This window comes from Streptomyces sp. NPDC024687 (assembly GCF_055559055.1).
In genome coordinates this window covers 253,391-273,445 of record NZ_JBVHLJ010000003.1, presented here as the reverse complement: position 1 = coordinate 273,445, position 20,055 = coordinate 253,391, and the positions used below count along the sequence as shown (strand labels likewise).

At 70.4% G+C, this 20,055-nt stretch carries 21 protein-coding genes; 6 read left to right on the top strand and 15 right to left on the bottom strand.

From position 1 onward, the window contains the following. Positions 1–6 precede the first annotated feature (6 nt). The 6 genes from ACZ39I_RS13095 to ACZ39I_RS13070 form a co-directional block, all read right to left on the bottom strand. The gene (locus ACZ39I_RS13095) at positions 7–360 is read right to left on the bottom strand and encodes a TadE/TadG family type IV pilus assembly protein (protein ID WP_467244570.1); all 354 of its coding nucleotides are present in this window, start codon (positions 358–360) and stop codon (positions 7–9) included. A 1-nt stretch (position 361) separates the two neighbouring features. Then, entirely contained in the window at positions 362–733 is a 372-nt protein-coding gene (locus ACZ39I_RS13090) for a TadE/TadG family type IV pilus assembly protein (protein WP_467244569.1), read from the bottom strand. Continuing rightward, the gene (locus tag ACZ39I_RS13085) at positions 730–1,980 is read right to left on the bottom strand and encodes an AAA family ATPase (protein WP_467244568.1); all 1,251 of its coding nucleotides are present in this window, start codon (positions 1,978–1,980) and stop codon (positions 730–732) included. Before ACZ39I_RS13085 ends, ACZ39I_RS13090 begins: the two co-directional genes overlap by 4 nt. A 9-nt stretch (positions 1,981–1,989) precedes the next feature. Beyond that, positions 1,990–2,697: a Flp pilus assembly protein CpaB gene (gene cpaB, locus ACZ39I_RS13080; RefSeq protein ID WP_467244567.1), complete on the bottom strand. Its 708-nt coding sequence runs from the start codon at positions 2,695–2,697 to the stop codon at positions 1,990–1,992. Positions 2,698–2,763: 66 nt separating this feature from the next. Beyond that, on the bottom strand, positions 2,764–3,663 hold the full coding sequence (locus ACZ39I_RS13075) for a hypothetical protein (protein WP_467244566.1): 900 nt from the start codon (positions 3,661–3,663) through the stop codon (positions 2,764–2,766). Positions 3,664–3,747: 84 nt separating this feature from the next. Then, positions 3,748–5,028, bottom strand: coding sequence for an RNA-guided endonuclease InsQ/TnpB family protein (locus ACZ39I_RS13070; RefSeq protein ID WP_467244565.1), 1,281 nt, complete (start codon positions 5,026–5,028; stop codon positions 3,748–3,750). 31 nt (positions 5,029–5,059) lie between these two features. Here ACZ39I_RS13070 and ACZ39I_RS13065 point away from each other — a divergent pair, with 31 nt between their 5' ends. Further along, entirely contained in the window at positions 5,060–5,212 is a 153-nt protein-coding gene (locus tag ACZ39I_RS13065; RefSeq protein ID WP_467244564.1) for an Arc family DNA-binding protein, read from the top strand. A gap of 69 nt (positions 5,213–5,281) precedes the next feature. Here the strand turns inward: ACZ39I_RS13065 and ACZ39I_RS13060 are convergent, their stop codons facing one another. Beyond that, positions 5,282–5,644: a hypothetical protein gene (locus ACZ39I_RS13060; protein ID WP_467244563.1), complete on the bottom strand. Its 363-nt coding sequence runs from the start codon at positions 5,642–5,644 to the stop codon at positions 5,282–5,284. A 122-nt stretch (positions 5,645–5,766) separates the two neighbouring features. Here ACZ39I_RS13060 and ACZ39I_RS13055 point away from each other — a divergent pair, with 122 nt between their 5' ends. Together ACZ39I_RS13055 and ACZ39I_RS13050 are read left to right on the top strand one after the other, a co-directional pair. Further along, positions 5,767–6,273: a SigE family RNA polymerase sigma factor gene (locus ACZ39I_RS13055; RefSeq protein ID WP_403659730.1), complete on the top strand. Its 507-nt coding sequence runs from the start codon at positions 5,767–5,769 to the stop codon at positions 6,271–6,273. A 77-nt stretch (positions 6,274–6,350) separates the two neighbouring features. Beyond that, positions 6,351–7,595, top strand: a complete 1,245-nt coding sequence (locus ACZ39I_RS13050) for a hypothetical protein (protein ID WP_467244562.1) — start codon at positions 6,351–6,353, stop codon at positions 7,593–7,595. Here ACZ39I_RS13050 and ACZ39I_RS13045 read toward each other — a convergent pair. After that, positions 7,592–8,914, bottom strand: a complete 1,323-nt coding sequence (locus tag ACZ39I_RS13045) for an Nramp family divalent metal transporter (RefSeq protein ID WP_467244561.1) — start codon at positions 8,912–8,914, stop codon at positions 7,592–7,594. The genes ACZ39I_RS13050 and ACZ39I_RS13045 overlap by 4 nt on opposite strands. A gap of 236 nt (positions 8,915–9,150) precedes the next feature. On the opposite strand from ACZ39I_RS13045, the gene ACZ39I_RS13040 reads away from it, so the two are divergent. Beyond that, positions 9,151–10,485 carry a M14 family metallopeptidase gene (locus ACZ39I_RS13040; RefSeq protein WP_467244560.1) on the top strand — a complete coding sequence of 445 codons (1,335 nt, stop codon included), beginning with the start codon at positions 9,151–9,153 and terminating at the stop codon, positions 10,483–10,485. Between the two features lie 6 nt (positions 10,486–10,491). Here ACZ39I_RS13040 and ACZ39I_RS13035 read toward each other — a convergent pair whose 3' ends face one another. The 5 genes from ACZ39I_RS13035 to ACZ39I_RS13015 form a co-directional block, all read right to left on the bottom strand. Further along, positions 10,492–11,019: a hypothetical protein gene (locus ACZ39I_RS13035; protein ID WP_467244559.1), complete on the bottom strand. Its 528-nt coding sequence runs from the start codon at positions 11,017–11,019 to the stop codon at positions 10,492–10,494. An 83-nt stretch (positions 11,020–11,102) separates the two neighbouring features. Beyond that, positions 11,103–12,575 (bottom strand): GntP family permease, encoded by a 1,473-nt coding sequence (locus ACZ39I_RS13030; protein WP_467244558.1) that lies wholly within the window; start codon positions 12,573–12,575, stop codon positions 11,103–11,105. A 123-nt stretch (positions 12,576–12,698) separates the two neighbouring features. Continuing rightward, the gene (locus ACZ39I_RS13025; protein ID WP_467244557.1) at positions 12,699–13,109 is read right to left on the bottom strand and encodes a RidA family protein; all 411 of its coding nucleotides are present in this window, start codon (positions 13,107–13,109) and stop codon (positions 12,699–12,701) included. Then, positions 13,106–13,867, bottom strand: coding sequence for an IclR family transcriptional regulator (locus ACZ39I_RS13020; RefSeq protein ID WP_467244556.1), 762 nt, complete (start codon positions 13,865–13,867; stop codon positions 13,106–13,108). The genes ACZ39I_RS13025 and ACZ39I_RS13020 overlap by 4 nt, the downstream gene beginning before the upstream one ends. Next, positions 13,864–15,096 (bottom strand): sugar kinase, encoded by a 1,233-nt coding sequence (locus tag ACZ39I_RS13015; protein ID WP_467245108.1) that lies wholly within the window; start codon positions 15,094–15,096, stop codon positions 13,864–13,866. Before ACZ39I_RS13015 ends, ACZ39I_RS13020 begins: the two co-directional genes overlap by 4 nt. Before the next feature lie 157 nt (positions 15,097–15,253). Between ACZ39I_RS13015 and ACZ39I_RS13010 the strand changes: the two genes are divergently transcribed. Continuing rightward, entirely contained in the window at positions 15,254–16,528 is a 1,275-nt protein-coding gene (locus ACZ39I_RS13010) for an amino acid deaminase (RefSeq protein ID WP_467244555.1), read from the top strand. Between the two features lie 20 nt (positions 16,529–16,548). Beyond that, positions 16,549–18,159, top strand: a complete 1,611-nt coding sequence (locus ACZ39I_RS13005) for an N-acyl-D-amino-acid deacylase family protein (RefSeq protein WP_467244554.1) — start codon at positions 16,549–16,551, stop codon at positions 18,157–18,159. 30 nt (positions 18,160–18,189) lie between these two features. Here ACZ39I_RS13005 and ACZ39I_RS13000 read toward each other — a convergent pair whose 3' ends face one another. Together ACZ39I_RS13000 and ACZ39I_RS12995 are read right to left on the bottom strand one after the other, a co-directional pair. Next, positions 18,190–19,122 (bottom strand): S1 family peptidase, encoded by a 933-nt coding sequence (locus ACZ39I_RS13000; protein WP_467244553.1) that lies wholly within the window; start codon positions 19,120–19,122, stop codon positions 18,190–18,192. A gap of 202 nt (positions 19,123–19,324) precedes the next feature. Then, positions 19,325–19,975 (bottom strand): hypothetical protein, encoded by a 651-nt coding sequence (locus tag ACZ39I_RS12995; RefSeq protein WP_467244552.1) that lies wholly within the window; start codon positions 19,973–19,975, stop codon positions 19,325–19,327. Positions 19,976–20,055: the final 80 nt, after the last annotated feature.

Below are 20,055 nucleotides of genomic sequence, written 5' to 3'. Positions count from 1 at the left end.
CCTCGTTCAGTGGTCGAGCGGCATGGTGGCGGTCTTGACGGCGGGGTCGAAGCTCCAGCCGGGGACGATCGACGGGATCTGGACGGTGGCGGTGACGGTGACCGAGTCGCCGCCCCCGCCCTCGGCGCAGTCGACGGACAGCCAGTCGCTGATCGCGTTCACACAGCCGTCCTGCGCGCTCAGGTCCAGCGAGGCGGCCCGCGCCCCGGCCCTGGCCGCCGTACCGGCCTGCTGGGCGGTGTAGGCGATCAGCCCGATCTGGACGCCCGCCATGGCGACGAGGACCAGGATCGGGATGAAGCCGAGGTATTCGAGGGCCACTTGGCCTCGGTCGCGAGTGCTCTTGCGGGAGTACGACATCTCAGTCCCTGTCCTCCTCCACCGCGCCCGCGTGTCCGTCGACCTGGAAGGGGAAGGCGATCGCACCCGGGAACAGGACGGGGACGTCGAGGTGGACATCGGCCGTGACATAGCCGCCGCCGGTGCTGCAGTTCACCCGGCCGCTCCAGGCGCCCGGCAGCTTGTCCAGTCCCGCCTGCTCGCACGCGGCCTCCCGCTCCCCCGGCGCCGCCGCCGTCGCGGCCCGTACCGCCTCGTCCGCAGCATTCCCCGCGAGCGAGAACGTGTACCCCAGCAGTACGAACTGCCACATCAGGACCAGCGTGATCAGGATCAGCGGGGTCATCCCGAGGAACTCGATCGTCACCTGCCCCTCGTCCCGGCGCGGGCTCATCTGCCGAGCTCCTTGCGTCGCCGGAAGGTCAGCGCGCCGCGCTCCCGGCCGCCGTTGCGATGGGAGTTCGTCTCCGTGCCCTTGACCAGGCCCAGTTCACCGGCGAGCGTCCACAGGGCCTGCTTGACCGTGCCCTTGGCGTCGAGTTCGTGCACCCGGCCCGCGTCCACCGCGCCCTGGAGCTCCTTGAAGTTCGCCGGGATCACGGTCGCCGCGACGCCCGTGCCGGTGATCTTCTGGATGAGCGGGGGCTGGATCTCCGTACCGCGGCTGTGGCGGTTGACGACGACGGTGGTCTCCTCGGCCTTGCGGACCTGGAGGCGGTCCCACATGCGCACGGCACGCTTGGCACCGCGTACGGCGACCACGTCCGGGGTGGTGACCAGCAGGGCCGTGTCGGCCATCTCCACGACCGCCGCGCCGGCCCCGCTGAGCTGGGCCCCGCAGTCGACGACGACGACCTCGTAGCGGGAGCGCAGGGCGCTCACGATCTGGCGGGCGGCGCGCTCGGTGACCTCCTCGCCGCGTTCGCCCTCACCGGGGGCGAGCAGCAGGGCGAGGCCGGTGTCGTGGGGGAAGACGGCGTCGGCGAGGACGCGCGGGGAGATGTCGGTGATGGTGGCCAGGTCCACGACCGAGCGGCGGAACTGGACGTCCAGGTAGGAGGCGATGTCGCCGGTCTGGAGGTCCAGGTCGAGCAGGGCGGTGGTGCGGCCGGAGGCCTGGGCGGCGAGGGCGAGCTGGATGGCGGTGGTGGTGGCGCCGACGCCGCCCTTCGCGCCGCTGACCGTGACGACGGTGCCGCCGACGCCGGTGAACACGTCGGTGACGGCGCCCAGGTGCCGCCGTACGCCCGTGGACCACTGGGCGACCGCCTGCACCCGGGTGGCGAGCTCCTCGTAGCCGAGCGGGAGGGCGATGAGGCCGCGGGCGCCGTAGTCCATGGCGGCCTGGAAGAGGCCGGGGCTGACGTCGGAGGTGACGAGGATGACGCCGACGGCCGGGAAGCGCAGGGCGACCTCACGGATCAGCTCCAGGGCCGGCACGGGACCGATGCGCTCGTGGACGACCACGACCTCGGGCAGCTCGTCGATCGACTCGGAGGCCAGGCGCGCGAGGGTGTCGATGAGCTGCGTGGAGTCGGTGACCGGGGCGACGGGCTCGGCGTCCGGGAGCTGGCTGAGCAGCGTGGTGAGGGAGCGGACCGCGTCCGCGTCGCCGACGGCCGGAAGGATCCTCGTGGGCATGGCGGCCTCTCACTTGTCCTTCGCGAGTTCGTACGTGCGGTCCTGCTCCGGGATGGTGCCGGTCTCGCCCGGTGCCACCAGGGCGAGCCGGACGCGCTTGGCGAAGGACTCGGCGTACGTGATGCGCTGGGCGTCGAGGGCGGAGAGCGCGAAGGTGATGGGGACGGCGTCGGTGGCCTCGCGGGTGCGGCTGTCGGCGTCGGGTTCCAGGGCGGTGATCTCCCCGACGTCGAGGACCCGCGCGTTCGTCACGATGACCTTGGACAGGTCGGGGTCACCCTCGCGCTGGCCCTCGAAGGTGGCGTAGACGTTGACCGCGGAGCCTGCCGTGATCTTGCCGGCGACGCCGGTCGCCGCGTCGATCATGATGGCCACCTCCTGCTGCCCGGGCTGCAGGGCCGGCTGATCGACGATCATGTCGCTCTGCAGCAGCGAGCCCGCTTTGAGGGTGGTCACGGCGATCTTGTCGCGGATGTCCGCGAGATCGGTGACCGCGTTCGCCGACAGCCAGCGCTCGGGCATCTCCGTCTTCTTGAACTGGTCCGCGGTGAGCCGGGTGTACGGCGGGATGCTCTTGCGGACCTCGTACGCCGTGACCTCGGGGCCGACCTTGGACTTCACGTCGTCGATGACGGAGAGCACGCCGGCGAAGGCCGCGAGGGCGCCCAGGACCGACAGGAGCAGGAGTATCACGCCGCGGCGCTGACGGGAGTTCATTGAACCGTACAACCTCGTTGGGGGGCTCGGTCGAGCGGAATCGGGGACGGGGCGATCCGGTGCGGCTCACCCGGCGGGCAGTTGGTGCTGGGCGTGCTGTTGCTGCTGTTGCTGCGCGGAGGCGGGCGTCACGGGTGCGGTGGCCGAGCAGAAGACGCAGCGGTCGCCGATGACGTCGATGCCGCACCAGTGACAGATGTTCTGCCGTACCGAGGTGACGAGTTGGTAGAGGACGGACAGGTCGGGCAGGAAGGTGCAGAACTCGATCAGCTTGCAGGTGCCCCACCACGTGGCGGACTCGGCGGGCAGCGGGGTCTCGCGCAGCCCCTGGATCCGCCAGGACGTGGCGAGGCTCCCGGAGACCCAGTCGGACTGGAGCTGGCCGCGGGCGACGAGCATCGAGGTGGCGAACTCCGGGCCGGCGAGCGCGGCGTCCGGGGCGAGCCTGACGAGCTGCGGCTGCGGGTGGGCGAGCACGGCGAACTGGCTGCCCGGCACCCAGGACTTGGCGTGCGACTTGAGCCCGACGGGGACCCGGTCGAGCTTGGCCACGGAGCCGAGGAGCGCGCCCGCGTGGAGGTAGTGGGTGAGCAGCCGGCCCGCCGAGGCGAGCACGCCGGGGCTGAGGTCGCAGGAGGCGAGCTGCCTCAACTGGCGGGCCAGGGCTGCGGTCGCGAGGGGTGGCAGGTCGGGCTGGAACAGGGCGATCCGGTCGCTCTCCAGGAGGGACCGCACGGTGCGCAGCCGCTGGTCCACCGCCGGGGGCACGGCACGGGAGTACACGACGACGACATGGCCGTGCTGGTCGATCAGCGTCTGGAGGGCGGCGAGCGAGTGGTCGAGCGGCTGCCGGTCCAGGCCGTCGAGCACGACGGCGGGCAGGGTCCGCTCGTCCTGCGCCGGCAGCGCCATGTCGGCGCCGGTCACTGCGATGGCAGTTGGCACGCGCAGCTCCCCGTATCCCATGCCCGTGGGTCCGACGGATCACTCCGGCGCACCCGGTCGACTTCACTGCGTGACTACCTGAGCACTTTGACATCCTCCCCCCCTTTAAGAGAAGGGGATTCCAACCCAGATGAGTTGAGGTTCACGGACGCTCGACCGACGGTTTGGCCGTGTCGTCCCCCCGGCACGGGCTGAGCGCCCGGGTCTTTCGACCTGTCCTGCCGCGACGTTGACTGCTGCGTTGGTGTCTGCGTTGCAGGTGAACCCACAGGACACACAGACGAACTCGGCTTGGCTCTTGCGCGAGTTCTTCTCGATCCAGCCGCAGGCACTGCACCGCAGAGACGTGTACGGGGCCGGTACGTCCTCCACCCGGCCAGGTGCCTTGTCTTCCGTGCGCCGACGGAGGAGGCCCCAGCCCTGGGCGAGGATCGCCCGATTCATTCCGGCCTTCTGCCTCACATTCTCGCCAGGCTGATCGACCGTTCCCCTGGCGGAGGCGGTCATGTTCTTGATGTTCAGCTTCTCGAACCGCACAAGGCCATAGGTACGGGCCAGCGCGGTACTGGTCTTCTCGCACCAGTCCTTACGCCGGTTCGCTTCACGAGCCTTGAGCTTGGCGACCTTGGCGTACTCGCCGGCCTTCCGATCGCTTCCTTTGGGAGCGCGGGCCGCCCGCCGTTGGCACTTGCGGATCTGCGCCCTCTCCTTGACGGTGAGCTGCGGGCAGTTGAGCCTCCGGCCGTCCGACAGGGCGGCGGTGATCTTGACCCCCCGGTCGATACCGATGACCTCACCCGTGCCGGGCGCCTCGACCGGTTCCGGGATGACCGCGAAGGCGGCATGCCACTGGCCATTACGGGAGGTGACCCGGAAGCTCTTCACCTGCGGCACCTCAGCGCGGCTCAAGCGGAAGCGCACCCAGCCGCAGCCCGGCACCTTCACTTGTGCCCAGCGCCGGTTGAGCCTCTGCACCACCACGGCGCGGGACACCACCAGCTCGTCCCGTGCGTTCAACTGCGCGTTCTCATCCCCGCACGGGGCTGGTACACGGTCGGCTCCGATTACCCGGAATCCCTCGTGCTTGAACTTCTTGCGCCAGGTCGGCTCACCGAAACCGGAAGTGAATCGAGCCTGCTTGGCTTTGGCGAAATCCTTGAGTGCCTGTTGCTGGACTCGGGCGTTCCCGGCCCCCAGCCACTCGTTCTCGTGCCGCGCCATCGTCAACTGTCGACACTGTTCGGCGAAACCGGGAGCGGCTCTCCTGCCCCTGCGCCAGTGAGAGTGCTGCTCGACTGCGAGGTTCCACACGTACCGGGCGTGCGCACAGTGGTCGAGCATCACATGCTCCTGCTGTGGCGTCGGGTACATGCGGAAGCGTGACATGACCTCAATGTAGCCTCATACTGAGGTCATCATGGTCAATTTCACCTTTCGCATCCCTGATGATCTCTACGCCGATCTCAAAGAGTTGGCCGCAGCAGACGATCGCTCCGTCAACTCCGAGTTGATTCACCTCGTGCGTCGCGCGATTGGAGAGCGTGAACTCCGTGCTGCAGAGGAGTCGTAGCAGCGCCTCGCCTTCCGTCGTGAACAACGCCCCGGACTGCCTGACAGAGGCCAGTAATCGGCGCTCAACTCAGCCCATGGGCCGGTAATACCCCAGCACCGGAGCCAGTTGGGCGAACCACCGGCCCAGCGGGTCCCGGCCCTTCGCGTCGACGACGCACTCGTAGAAGCGGCCGTCGAGGTGGACGACGGCCATCATCAAGGTCTTGCCGTTCGGGCCGGCCTTGTAGTGCACGCTGCGGATCTCGTGCCAGGAGAACTCGACCGAGTGGCCGTGGTCCTCGAAGGCGACGCCCGCGGAGTCGACGACGATGGAGTTGTGGCGGTCGACGGCCATGAACTCCGGTCCCGCGGACACCTCTTGGGGCGGCGGAGAGGCGAAGGCCGAGGGGGGCGGTGGCGGGCCGAAGCCCGGCGGCGGCGGGGTCGTCATCGGCATCCGTTCCCTTGCGTCGTGGACTGCTCGCAGGTCATGTGAAACATTCTCCCCGCCCCACCGCGTCGGTGAAGTGAGGACCTCTTTACAGCCGGGCGCACAGCACCAGGGGGAAACACATGAGACAGGCCCGCGCGGACGAGTACGCGGAGTTCGCCGCCGCCCGGGCCGGACATCTGTACCGGTCGGCGTGTCTGCTGACCGCGGGTGACACTCATCTCGCCGAGGACCTGGTGCAGGAGGCGCTCGGGCGGATCTACGTCCGCTGGAGCCGGATCTCCCACGTCGGCAACCCGGCGGCGTACGCGCAGACCGTCCTGGTCCGGGTGTTCCTGACCCATCGGCGCCGCCGCAGCAGCGGTGAACGCGCGACCGACGTCCTGCCGGAGGTGGCCGCCGTCGGTGTGGACACGCCCCTGCGGCTGACGCTGCTCGACGCCCTCGCCCGGCTGCCCGCCAAGGACCGGGCCGTGGTCGTCCTGCGCTACTGGGAGGACCGCTCCATCGAGGAGACCGCCGGTGTCCTCAACTCCAGTGCCGCAGCCGTCCGCACGCGCTGTACCCGAGCCCTCAAGCAGTTGCGCGGGCTCCTCGGCGAGGACATCGGCGCCTACGCCCGGCCCTGACCGGACGGCCCTCCGACTTCGCTTTCGTCCGACCGATTCGTCCAACCGATTCGTCCGACCCGGAACGGTGGTTTCCCATGCCCGCAGACCAGCACACAGACCCCTTCGAGGAGCGGTTCTCCGCCGCCCTGCACGAGACCGGCGGCGGGTTCGACACCGACCGCACGGCCCTGGCCGCACGCGGCGCGGTGCTCGGCCGGCGCAAGCGGTTCGTGCGGCGGGCCGCCGTCGCGGGGGGTGCCGCGAGCGTCGTGCTCGCCTGCGTGGGCGGCGCGCTGGTCCTGCGGCCGGGCGGTACGGCGACGGAGGCCGTGCCGTCGTCCATGACGGCCTCCGCCAAGCCGAAGCCGAGCGTGACGGCCACGCCCGCGACCGGCGAGCAGATGATCAAGACCCTCAAGAGCCTGTTGCCGAAGGGCGACTTCAGCGAGGAGCGAGGGCGGGGCACCGAGCCGACCGACGGCCTGAAGGTGCCGGCGCCGTACGCCGGGCTCGTCCTCGACGACGGCAGGGGCGCCGCGGCCATCGAGGTCGGCGTGGGCCGGGTGCAGCCGGGCGGTACGCAGGCCCGGCAAGCGGTCCAGTGCCCCGACCGGGCGTACATCCCGTACGACGCCTGCAAGACGAGTCGGCTCGCCGACGGCTCCGTGGTCACCGTGCTCCAGAGGTACGAGTATCCCGACCGCCGGGTGGACACCAAGCTCTGGACCGCCGAGCTGGTCACCCCGACCGGGCAGCTCATCGCCGTGAGCGAGTGGAACGCGGCCGCCGAGAAGGACAAGCCCGTCACCCGGACCGATCCCCCGCTGGACCCGGCCCGGTTGACGCGGCTGGCGGCGGCGAAGGAGTGGCGTCCCATCGCCAATGCTCTCCCCGCGCCCCTCCCCGAGCCGGAACTCCCCGGCTCCGACCTGCACGCCCGCACCCATCTCCTGGCCCTGCTGCCCAAGGGACTGAAGGTGACCGGCAGGAGCAGCGACGACGGCGACTACGCCTACGCCGTGGTCGACGACGGCAAGGGCAAAAGCATGGTCCAGGTCAATGTGCAGCCCGACATGCTGGACTCGGCCGGTGACCTCTTCGGCTCGGACTCCGAGACCCTGCCCGACGGCACCCGGGTCGCCGTCAAGCAGGGCCCCGGAGACCGGGGTCACCAGGTGATGTGGACCGTCGACACCATGCGCGCCGACGGCAAGCGCGTGGTGATCAGCGCTTTCAACGCCGGCACCCAGAACGAGTCCGCGACCCGTGAGACCCCCGCGCTGACCATCGCCCAGATGCGGAAGATGGCGCTCGACGCCCTGTGGTGGAGCGGCAGTTAGAAGAACTCCGACCAGGGCTGGTCCCAGATCTGCTTGACGCACAGGATCAGGAACAGCAGGCCCGCGATCGCCAGCATCGCGTTGCTGAGGGAGCCGTTGCGCCACTCCCTGGGCGTGCGGGAGGTGTTCAGCAGCCACATCAGCGTGCCGGCCAGGAAGGGCAGGAAGGCCGCGCCGAGGACGCCGTAGAGGATGACCAGGCGGAAGGGCTGGCCCTGGAAGAGCAGGACCATCGGGGGGAAGGTCAGCCAGAGCAGATACGCCCGGAAGGGCCAGGAGCGCTCGCGGGAGCCGGAGGCGACCTCCTGGCCGGAGCCCGACGCGCCCTCGCGGCCGCGGTAGCGCGCCACGAAGTCCGCGAACATCAGGCTCACGCCGTGCCAGACGCCGATCAGCGAGGTGAAGGACGTGGCGAAGAAGCCGATCAGGAAGAACTTGGCGGTCGCCGAGCCGTACTCGTCCTCCAGGATGTCGCTCAGCTGGACGAGCCCCTTGTCGCCGCTCGCGATCGCCACGTTGGAGCTGTGCAGCAGTTCCGCGCCGACGAAGAGCATGGCGACGACGAAGATGCCGGTGGTGATGTAGGCGACCCGGTTGTCCAGGCGCATCACCTTCATCCAGCCGGTGTTGGTCCATCCCTTGGCGTTGACCCAGTAGCCGTACGCCGCGAGGGTGATCGTGCCGCCGACGCCGCCGATCAGGCCGAGGGTGTTGAGGACGGAGTCCTTCTCGTCGGGCAGGACGGGCAGCAGGCCCGCGAAGGCGTCGCCCAGGTTCGGGGTGACCCTGATCGCCAGGTACACCGTCACCACGAACATGACGCCCACCAGGACCGTCATGACCTTCTCGAAGACGGCGTACTTGTTGAACCAGACGAAGACCAGGCCGACGAGACCGCAGGCGATGGCCCACCATTCGAGGTCCATCACGTCCGGGAACAGCGCCTGGAGCGGCAGCGCGCTCGACGACATGGCCGCCGCGCCGTACACGAAGCCCCAGATCACCACGTAGGCGGCGAAGAACCAGGTGGTCCAGCGGCCCAGGCTCGCCCAGCCGTCGAACAGGGTCCGGCCGGTGGACAGATGCCAGCGGCCCGCCGCCTCCGCGAGGGAGATCTTGACCAGGCAGCCGATCACCGCGGCCCACAGCAGGGTGTAGCCGAAGTTGCTGCCCGCGATGAGCGTGGCGACCAGGTCACCGGCGCCGACGCCGGTCGCGGCGACGACGATCCCTGGGCCGATGTACCGCCAACTGGACTTGCGGAGTTGCGGGTTCGCCTCACCGGCACCGGTCACTGTGTTGTCCGTGGTGTCCGCCATGAAGGTCAAGAAACCCTAAAGATCGCGGCACGGCAAGAGGGCGTGCGGTGAAGGACCGGCGCACAGTTCACGCCATCGCGCCCTTATTGACTCTTGACCTGCTCATGCCACAAGCCCACGATGAGCACGCCCGCGATGAGCGGCACACCCGCACCGGCAGCACGTCGCTGAACCAACCCAGCTCCACTCCCCCACTTCCGGAGATCCCGGAAACCCCGGAGAACACAGGAGACTTCATGCGACTTCGCATACGCGGTTCCGGCGCCCGCGGCGGCACCCGCCACGCCGCCCTCGCCGCCGTTCTGGCCCTCGCCCTCGCGGCCCCGCTCTCCGCGAGCGCCGACAGCGCCCCGAAGGCGGCACCGAGCACCGAGGACGTCCGCCAGTACGAGATCCACCAGCACTCGACACCCGTGACCCGTACGGCGATCCAGCAGACGGGCGTGACCGTGGACGAGGCCGACGAGGAGACCGTAGTGGTCTCCGGAAGAGCCGACCAGATCAAGCAGCTGCGCCGACTCGGGTACGAGGTCTCCGAGTCGGGGTCTGTTCCGTCACGGACCGCGGAGGGCGAGGCCCGGCTCTACGACTTCCCCTCGGCCGACTCGCGCTACCACAACTACGCCGAGATGAACGCCGAGATCGACCAGCGCCTCGCCGCCTACCCGAACATCATGAGCAAGCGGGTCATCGGCACCTCGTACCAGGGCCGGAACATCGTCGCCATCAAGATCAGCGACAACGTGGGGACCGACGAGGCCGAGCCCGAGGTGCTGTTCACCCACCACCAGCACGCCCGCGAGCACCTCACGGTGGAGATGGCCCTGTACCTGCTGCGCGAACTGGGCGCGGGGTACGGGAGCGACTCACGGGTGACGAACATGGTCAACAACCGGGAGATCTGGATCGTCCCCGACCTCAACCCGGACGGCGGCGAGTACGACGTCGCCACCGGCTCGTACCGCTCGTGGCGCAAGAACCGGCAGCCCAACTCCGGTTCGTCGGCCGTCGGTACGGACCTCAACCGCAACTGGGCCTACCGCTGGGGCTGCTGCGGCGGCTCGTCCGGGTCGACGTCGTCCGAGACCTACCGGGGTCCGGCCGCCGAGTCGGCGCCCGAGGTCAAGGTGGTCGCCGACTTCGTGCGCAGCCGGGTCGTCGGCGGCGTCCAGCAGATCAAGTCGAACATCGACTTCCACACGTACAGCGAACTGGTGCTGTGGCCCTACGGGTACACGTACTCCGACACGGCGACCGGGATGACGGCGGACGACAACGCCGTGTTCAGGACCATCGGGCAGAAGCTGGCCGCGAGCAACGGGTACACGGCGGAGCAGGCCAGCGACCTGTACATCACCGACGGGTCGATCGACGACTACCTCTGGGGCACGCACAAGATCTTCTCGTACACCTTCGAGATGTATCCGTCGTCGAGTTCCGGTGGCGGTTTCTACCCGCCCGACGAGGTGATCGAGCGGGAGACGTCCAGGAACCGGGACGCGGTCCTGCAACTGCTGGAGAACTCGGACTGCATGTACCGGTCCATCGGGAAGCAGGCCCAGTACTGCTAGGGGCCCCTAGTCGGTCTCCTCGGCCTCTTCTTTCTCCGGCTCCGGGGTCTCGTCCTCGAAGTACGCGTCCAGGACGGCGTCCAGCTGCTCGTCCCACTCGGTGAACCGCGCCCTCGACCCGGCCTCGATCTCGATCGGGTACCAGCGCCGGTCGGGGGTGTGCACCGTGATGGTGAACCGCTTGCCGAAGCGCGGGGACTCCGTCTCGACGGCGCCGATCTCGTCCCAGCGGAACTCGCAGGCCTGGTCGTCGAGAGAGAGCCGTACGCCCTTGTGGTCGGCGACGATTCTCGCGCGCCGGTCGGAGGCCTCGAAGACGGGCCCGTCGGCGGCGTCCTCCTCGGCTTCGGTCTCCTCGGGGGCCGAAGCCGGAGAGGACGCCGCCTCCGCCGCGGGTTCGTCGGCCTCCACGGCCTCCTCCGCCTCGGTCTCCTCCGCCTCGCCGGACGCGGGTGGGGTGAGCCCGGGGATGAAGGCCGGGTCGAATCCGGCGCCTTCCAGGGGCTGGCTGCTCGAACCTATGCGCTGCTCCACAGCGGGCAGTATGGTCGACGATCCTGTGGCGGACACAGTCGGCCCCTACATCGTTATCGGACGCCTACATGGGGCCGGACCGCCTACATGAACACACTCAGGACCGCGGCCACCGCGAACCCCGCCACCGACAGCACCGTCTCCAGCACGGTCCACGTCTTCAACGTGTCCCGCTCGCTGATGCCGAAGTACTTGGCCACCATCCAGAAGCCGCCGTCGTTCACATGGGAGGCGAAGATGGAGCCGGCCGAGATGGCCATGATGACGAGGGCGACGAAGGCCTGGGAGTGGTGGCCCTCCGACAGCAGGGGTGCCACGATGCCCGCCGTGGTGACGATGGCGACCGTCGCCGAGCCCTGGGCGACCCGCAGCACCACCGAGATCAGGTACGACAGCACGAGCACGGGCAGGCCGACGTCGTTGAAGGTGTCGGAGAGCGCCTGGGCGACCCCGCTGGCCTTGAGGACCGCGCCGAAGACACCGCCCGCGCCGACGACCAGCAGGATGTTGCCGACCGGCTTGAGGGACGCGGTCGACACCGTCTCCAGGGACCTGCGGGACCAGCCGCGGCGGATGCCGAGCAGGTAGTAGGCGAGGAGCAGGGCGATGGTCAGCGCCACGAAGGGGCTGCCGAAGAACTCGATGACCGAGCGGCCGGTGGAGGGGTCGAGCGCGATCGAGGAGAACGTGGCGGCGAGGATCAGAACCAGGGGCGTACCGATGATGCCGAGGACCGTGCCGAGCGGTACGGGGTCCTCGCGCGGTACGACGCCCTGCGACCGCTGCTCCTCGATCACCGCCTGCTTCGCCTCCGCGGCCGCCTCCACCATGTCCTGCGGCACGGCGACGAAGATGCGGCGGCCGACCCACGCCGAGTAGGCCCACGCGGCCAGCACCGCGGGGATGCCGCAGACGATGCCCATGAGGATGACCCAGCCGAGATCCACGTGCAGCAGACCGGCGGCGGCGACCGGGCCGGGGTGCGGGGGCAGGAAGGCGTGGGTCATCGACAGGCCCGCCAGCAGCGGCAGACAGTAGAGCAGGATCGACCTGCCGCTGCGCTTGGCCGCCGCGTACACGATCGGTGCGAGAACGAAGATGCCGACGTCGAAGAAGACCGGGATGCCGAAGATCAGGCCGGTGAGGCCCATGGCGAGCGGGGCGCGCTTCTCGCCGAACAGGCTGAGCAGCCGGGACGCCAACACCTCGGCGCCGCCGCTGACTTCGAGGATCGCCCCGAGCATCGTGCCCAGGCCGATGATGATCGCGACATGGCCGAGGATGCCGCCCATCCCGGACTCGATGGTGGACACCGCGTCCGATCTCTGGACCGTGCCGAAGAGCTCGGTGACCGAGAGACCGGCGAGCAGGCCGACGGTTATGGAGACGCCGAGCAGGGCGACGAAGGGCTGGAGTCTCACCTTGATGATCAGGAAGAGCAGCAGGGCGATACCGAGGGCGGCGACCGTGAGGAGGCCCGCGGTGCCGTCGATGAGGAGGAGCAGGCCACCGGTGTGCGGGGGTGTCTCGGTGGCCGCGGCGAGCGGTAGTGACATGGGGGTCCTCTTCGTAAGTACATGGAGCTTTCGGGCAGGGGGGATCGCGGCACGGCACCCCGAGGGGTGCCGTGCCGTGCAGGACGTGCGGGAGGTGCGGGAGGTGCGGAAGTCGAGGGACCGTCAGTCGAGGACGGCGAGCGCGTCGATCTCGATGAGGAGCCCGGCGGGCAGACCGACGTAGACGGTGGTCCGGGCGGCGGGCGGGGCGGTGAGGCTCTGCTCCTCGAAGTAGGTGTTGTAGATCGAGTTCATCTCGGCGAAGTGGTCCACGTCCGTCAGGTAGACGCGGATCATCATCACGTCGTCCCAGGAGGCGCCGCCCTCCTCCAGGATCGCCTTGACGTTGGCGAGGGTCTGGAGGGTCTGCTCGCGCAGGGTGGGCCCGGCGGGCGTGGGCGGCTTGCCCTCCTCGGCGGGCAGGAAGCCGACCTGCCCGGCGACCTGGAGGATGTTGCCCTTCCGTACTCCGTGGGAGAACTTCGCGGGCGGGGTGGTGTGGGTACGGGGGGTGAGCGCGATCTTGTCCGTCATCCGGGTTCCTTGGCTGTCGTTCTGCCCGAGTACTCGCCGCTGATGGCATCGGCCGTACGGCGGACCTGGGGGAGGAGGGTGAGGAGTTCCTCGGCGGTGACGACGACGTTGGGCGCGGAGACCGACATCGCCGCGACGACCCTGCCGTCGGCGCCGCGGACGGGGGCCGCGACGCAGTTGATGGACTCCTCGTGGCCACCGAGGTCGGTGGCCCAGCCCTGTTCGCGCACCCGCTCCAACTCCTTGAGGAAAGCGGGGGCGTTGGGTGTCGAACGGGCCGTGTACAGGGGGTATTCCAGTGTGTCCGCGAGGGTGCGCCGCTCGGCCTCGGGCAGATCGGCGAGCAGCAGCTTGGCGACCGCGGCGACGGTGATGGCGACGGGCTTGCCGATCCGCGAGTACATCCGCACCGGATACCGGCTCTCTACCTTGTCGATGTACAGCACCTCGGCCTCCTCGTATACGGCGAGGTGGACGGTGTGACCGCACTGCTCGTTCAGCCGTACGAGGTGGGGGTGGGCGATCTCGCGGATGTCGAGGTTCTCCATCGCCTCCTGGGCGAGGGCGATGAGGCGGGCACCGAGACGGTAGCGCTGGTCGGACTGCCGGTAGACCATGCCGTGTTCGTGGAGGGTGCGCAGGAGTCGCAGCGCGGTGGACTTGTGGACGCCGAGGCGGTCGGCGACCTGCCCGAGGTCGGCGGGGCCCTCGGCGAGCAGCGGCAGGATGCTCAGTGCTCGGTCGACGGTCTGGCTCATGGGGTGCGTACCTCCTCCGGGGCCCTGTCGGCCTGCGTCCGGCCGGGGCCGAGTCGAAGTGTCCCCCACGTGTCGTCGTCGAGGGCGGCCAGCCGGTCGGTGGTGTCGCGGTCGGGGGGTGTCGCGAGGTCACCGGGGGTGGTGAGGGCGGCGGCGGCCCACAGGTGACCGTGGCGCAGGCGGCTCTTCAGGGGGAGTTCGCGCAGGGTGGCGGAGAGGAAGCCCGCCGCGAAGGCATCGCCGGCACCGGTGGTGGCCACGATGTCCACGGCGAGGGCCGGCACGAAGACACCCGGCGCTGCGGCCGGCCGGGGGCGAGTGTCGCCGGCCCGCGCCTGGGGGGTGCCGCTCCGAGTGGACCGGGAGCCGCCCCTGACGGCACGGCCGCCCGGGGTCAGGGCGAAGGGACGGCTGTCGGCGGGCTGCGAATGATCCGGGGAAGGTCCGTGATCCTGCGACCCCGGGCCGGTGGCCGCCGCCAGGGGTGCGGACCCGTGTCGGTGTGTGGCCCCGCCGCAGGCCGCGGCGCCCTGCCCCCACCCACCCGAGGACGACACGAACGCCGTGACCCCCAGACCCCCTTGCTTCACCACCAGCACCCCCGGCTCGGGCAGCACCGCCCGAATCCCCGACGGCCCGCCCGTCACCCCCCACGCCTCCTCGGCCTCGTCCTCCCCCACGAACACGAGGTCGGCCCGGCGTGCCAGCTCCAGCAGCACCCGGGGCCCGTCGGCGTCACGCCACAACCCGGCCCGGTGATTGACGTCGAAGGACACGAGCGGCCGGTCCGCCCCCGGTGCCGTCAGCTCACGCAGCAACTCCAGGCACTCGGACGACAGCGCGGCCGTGATCCCCGAAAGGTGCAGCACCCGAGCCGCCCGCACCACCGACAGATCCACGTTCGCCGCGGACATCGCCGAAGCAGCCGACCCCGCCCGGTAGTAGGCGACCTCATGCGCATCGGTCGCCCGGTCCCCCGCCGTACGGAAGTACACCCCCGTGGGCCGGGAGGCATCCCTGCCGACCGCGGAGGTGTCGACCCCGTACCCTCCGATCGTCTCGACCAGGTGATCCCCGAAGCCGTCCGCCCCGACCCGGCTGACCCACCGCACCGCGTGACCGGCGGCGGCCAGCCCGCAGGCGACGTTCGACTCCGCGCCCCCGATCGCCCGGTCGAAGGACGGCACGTCGGCGAGTCGTCCGGGCCGGCTGGGCAGGAACGTGACCATGGACTCGCCGAGCGCGACGACGTCCACGGCGTCGGGGGCATTCACGATGGTCGTAGCTCCTTCATTGACCCGGGATTCGCCTGGATGTTAGACAGCGGTGAGCGATATACGCAATGAACGTTGCAGAGAGTGCAACGCACCCCTTCAGGGAGGCCTCGTGTCCGGTACCGAAGCGCTCGCCCGTCTCGCGGAGGACCGCGTCGACCACCGCTTCAAGGGCCTCCCGCCGGACGCGGACGGTCTGACCGTCGCCGAACTGACCGCCCAGCGCCGCAACCTCTTCACCGACGGCTTCACGACCCCCGTACTCGCCCTGTCCGCCGAGCGCCTGAAGCACAACCTCGCGCTCATTCAGACGTACGCCGTCCGTCACGGCCTCGCCTTCGCCCCGCACGGCAAGACGACCATGGCCCCCCAGCTCTTCCGGCGTCAGATCGAGCACGGCGCCTGGGGCATCACCCTGGCCGTGCCCCACCAGGTGCGGGTCGCGCGGGCGTACGGCGTCCAGCGGGTCTTCCTCGCGAACGAACTGGTGGACCCGGCGGCCCTGAGGTGGATCGCCGGCGAGCTGGCGGACGACGAGACCTTCCGCTTCATCTGCTACGTCGACTCCGTCCGCGGAGTCGAGCTGATGGACGCGGCCCTGCGGGGCACCGGCCGCCCCCTGGACGTCGTCGTCGAACTCGCCGCCGGCGAGGGTGCCCGCACCGGCGTCCGCACGGAGGCGGAGTGCGCGGCCGTCGCCGACGCGGTCGCGGCCACCGGGACACTGCGGCTCGTCGGCGTCGCCGGATACGAGGGCGAGGTCCCCGACGCGGACCCGGAGCGCGTCCACGCCTGGCTGCGCCGACTCGTGGCGCTGGCCGTCGACTTCGACAAGGCGGGCCGGTTCGACGCGGCGGCACCCGACGGGATCGTGATCAGCGCCGGCGGCAGCGCCTGGTTCGACGCGGTCGCCGACGTCTTCGCCGGGATCCCCGAACTCTCCTTCCCGGTACTGAAGTTGCTGCGCTCCGGGGCCTACGTCTCGCACGACGACGGCCACTACCGCAAGGTGACCCCCTTCAACCGGATCCCCGAGGAGGGCGCCCTGGAGCCCGCGTTCCGGCTGTGGACGCAGATCGTCTCCCGCCCCTCCCCCGGCCAGGCCTTCGCCAACGCGGGCAAGCGGGACGCGGCCCACGACCTCGACCTGCCCTTCCCGCAGGTGGTCCGCCGGGACGGCACCGAGCGCCCGGCCACCGGCATCGAGGTGACCGCCCTCTCCGACCAGCACGCCTGGCTGGCCACCGCCCCGGGGACCGACCTGAAGGTCGGCGACTGGCTGGGCCTCGGCCTCTCCCACCCGTGCACGTCCTTCGACAAGTGGCAGCTGATCCCGGTGGCGGAGACCGACGGCACGGTTGTCGAATACATCCGCACGTTCTTCTGAGACGCGAAGGGAGCCCGGCGATGGAAGAGCTCGTCATCCGGGACGCGGACGTCGTCGACGGCAGCGGCGCCCCGTCGTACCGCGCCGACGTGGTCGTCGACGGCGGCCGGATCGTGTCGATCCTCAAGGAGGCCGCCGCCGCGGGCTGCCAACGCCCCAAGGCCCGGCGCGAGGTGGAGGCCGAGGGACTCGTCCTCTCCCCCGGCTTCATCGACATGCACGCCCACAGCGACCTGGCCCTGCTGCGCGACCCCGACCACAGCGCCAAGGCCGCGCAGGGCGTCACGCTCGAAGTCCTGGGCCAGGACGGGTTGTCGTACGCCCCGGTCGACGACCGCACCCTGGAGGAGGTCCGCCGCGCCATCGCCGGGTGGAACGGCCACGGCGACGACATCGACTTCGACTGGCGGTCGGTGGGCGAGTACCTGGACCGCCTCGACCGCGGGATCGCCGTCAACGCGGCCTATCTGATCCCCCAGGGCACGGTCCGCGCGCTCGTCGTCGGCTGGGAGGACCGCGAGGCGACGCCCCAGGAGCTGGACCGGATGCGCCGGCTGGTCGCGGAGGGCATGGAACAGGGCGCGGTCGGCATGTCGTCGGGCCTGACCTACACGCCCGGCATGTACGCCAAGGACGCCGAACTCACCGAACTGTGCCGGGTGGTGGCCGAGTACGGCGGCTACTACTGCCCGCACCACCGCTCGTACGGCGCGGGAGCCCTGCAGGCGTACGAGGAGATGGTCGCCCTGACCCGGGAGGCCGGCTGTTCGCTCCACCTGGCCCACGCCACCATGAACTTCGGCGTGAACAAGGGCCGGGCGCCCGAGCTCGTGGCCCTCCTGGACGAGGCGCTGGCGTCGGGCGCCGACATCAGCCTGGACACCTACCCCTACACACCCGGCGCCACGACCCTCGCGGCCCTGCTGCCGAGCTGGGCGGGCGAGGGCGGGCCCGAGGCGGTCCTGAAGCGGCTGGCGGACGACGACACGGCCGAGCGGATCCGGCACCACATGGAGGTCGTCGGGGCGGACGGCTGCCACGGGGTGCCCATCGAGTGGGACACCATCGAGATCTCGGGCGTCGGCGACCCGGCCCTCGCGGACTTCGTCGGCCGTACGGTCGCGCAGTCGGCCCGCGCTCGCGGCGAGAGCCCCTGGGCGACCGCCCGCCGGCTCCTGCTCGCCGACCGGCTGGCCCCGTCGATCCTCCAGCACGTCGGCCACGAGGAGAACGTCCGCACGATCATGCGGCACCCGGGCCACACCGGCGGCTCGGACGGCATCCTTCAGGGCGCCAAGCCGCATCCGCGGGCGTACGGCACGTTCCCGCGGTATCTCGGCACGTACGTGCGGGAGTTGGGCGTCCTCTCCCTGGAGGAGTGCGTGGCCCACCTCACCTCGCGCCCGGCGTCCCGGCTGCGCCTGCCGGACCGAGGGCTGATCAAGGAGGGCTACCGGGCCGACCTGGTCCTCTTCGACGCGGAGACGGTGGCCCCGGGCTCGACCTTCGAGGACCCGCGCAGGCTCCCTGTCGGCATCCCGCACGTCCTGGTCGACGGACGGTTCGTGATCGAGGACGGCCGGCGCACGGACGTACTGGCGGGGCGGGCGGTCCGTCGCAGTCCCATGTGACGGAACGCCTCGCGCCCTACCGGCCGGGGCTTACGGCTTGGGCAGGGTGCAGCCGCTCGCGCTCAGGTTGAGCTGGTTGCCGGTCGTGAAGCAGGCCGGGATGTTGTAGATCTCCTGGGCGTAGTTGATGCCCTCGCGGACGGTGACGTTGCCGTTCGCGTCGACCTCGCACGGGTTGTTCTCCGTGCAGCGCTCGCCGTCCTCGTTGCCGGTGTTGTTGACGGCGACGACCTTGCCGGTGGCCTGGTCGATGACGGGCGAGCCCGAGGTGCCGCCGATGGTCTGGCAGGCGGAGGTGTAACGGACCGAGTCCTTCCAGGTCCAGTCGCCCTCCTTCAGCCGGTACGCGAACCCGTCGATGTTGCAGCTGTAGAGCCGCTTCCAGTACCCGGAGGCCACCGTGATGGCGGTCCCGGCGGTCGGGTGCGTGTCCTGCACGGTGAGCGGGGAGATGCCGTACGCGCTCTTGATCGACGCGTACGTGCTGGTGAGCTGGTAGATCGAGACGTCCGTGTCGGTCATGGTGCCGTAGGCGAGCTTGCTGGCGCGCAGGGTGGCGACCTTGGTACCGGACGAGTTGAGCAGTCCGAAGGTCCGGCTGGACGCCTGGTTGGTGAGCACTTCGCCGGGCTCGGGGAAGCCGGTGGTGAGGCAGTGCCCGTTGCTGAGCACCAGTGCCGGAGCGGTGTCCAGGGAGTTCGGGAACCGGATGACCGAGCCGGAACAGTTGCTGAGCGAGACGGTCCCGGCGAGGGTCACGGCCTTGAGCTGGGGCGACGGTGCCGTGACCTGGGACAGGGTGTCGGTGGCGGACGTGACCAGGTTCTGGACCACGGAGACGGGGGTGTCGGTGTCCACGCTCTTGCCCACGCTCCGGGCCGTGGGTTCGGCGGCGACGGCGGGTGCCGCGCCTATCCCGGCCAGGGCCAGGGCGCTGAGCGCGGCGACGAGAGGCTTTCTCATGTGGGGGTCCCCTCTTGCGACTTGGGCGACCGGAAATCTTCCGGCCGCCCGTGAGTTTGTCATGGACATTGTGAAGAAGGGTGGTCACTTGGACAAGAACCTGTGCCGAGCCCGCGCCCCTCGACGGACGACACCTGCACATCCGGGACAGGGCGAACACCCCGCTGCCCGTGCAACGGGATCAACTTACCCAGTCGTACGGCTACTTGGGCTTTTTCGTACTGCCCTGTCCGCGTCCCTTGCCGTCGGAGTTCCCCGGGCCGTCGGCGCCGGCCGTGGCAGAGCTGGCCGAAGGGGTGGGCGAGGCGCTGGAGGAGGCCCGGGCCGACGGGCTCCCGCTCGTCCGCGGGCCCTCGGACGCGTCCGAGGACGGGCTCGCGTCCGGTGCGCCGGCGCCGGTTGCCACCCCGCCGGAGGCCGTGGCACCCGGAGCCGCCGGTGGGGTGGAGGAGGCCGGGTCCGTGGCGCCGTCCGTCTGTGCGGAGGCCGACGCGGTACCTCGCGCCGGGTCCGCCCCGGACTCGGCGGAGGAGCCCGACAGGGACAGCCCAGCGACCAGCGCCGCCGCCCCCACTGCTCCGACGGCCAGGACCACCCGGCGCGAGCGCCGGCCGCCGCCGCGGGCGGCCCGTCGCCGGGCGGCCCGGCCGGCGGAATGCGGACCGCTCGGCTGCCGGTCGGCGAGCTCCGGGCCGGGGCGCTCGATCCGAGGGAGCTCGGCCGTCGCGTCGTACGCGTTCTGCCAGCCGTGCGCGGCCGCGGGATCCGTGTACTCCTCGTACGCCGGGGCCTCCGCGGGCCGCGGCTGATAGACGTTCGGCGCCCCGGACTCGTATTCGACTGGCCTCGACATGGCGACGGATTGTAGAGACGGATGTGGCAGCTGCGACAGCTACCGGCGATAACAGTCCAAATCGCCGCGTCTCGCGTGGC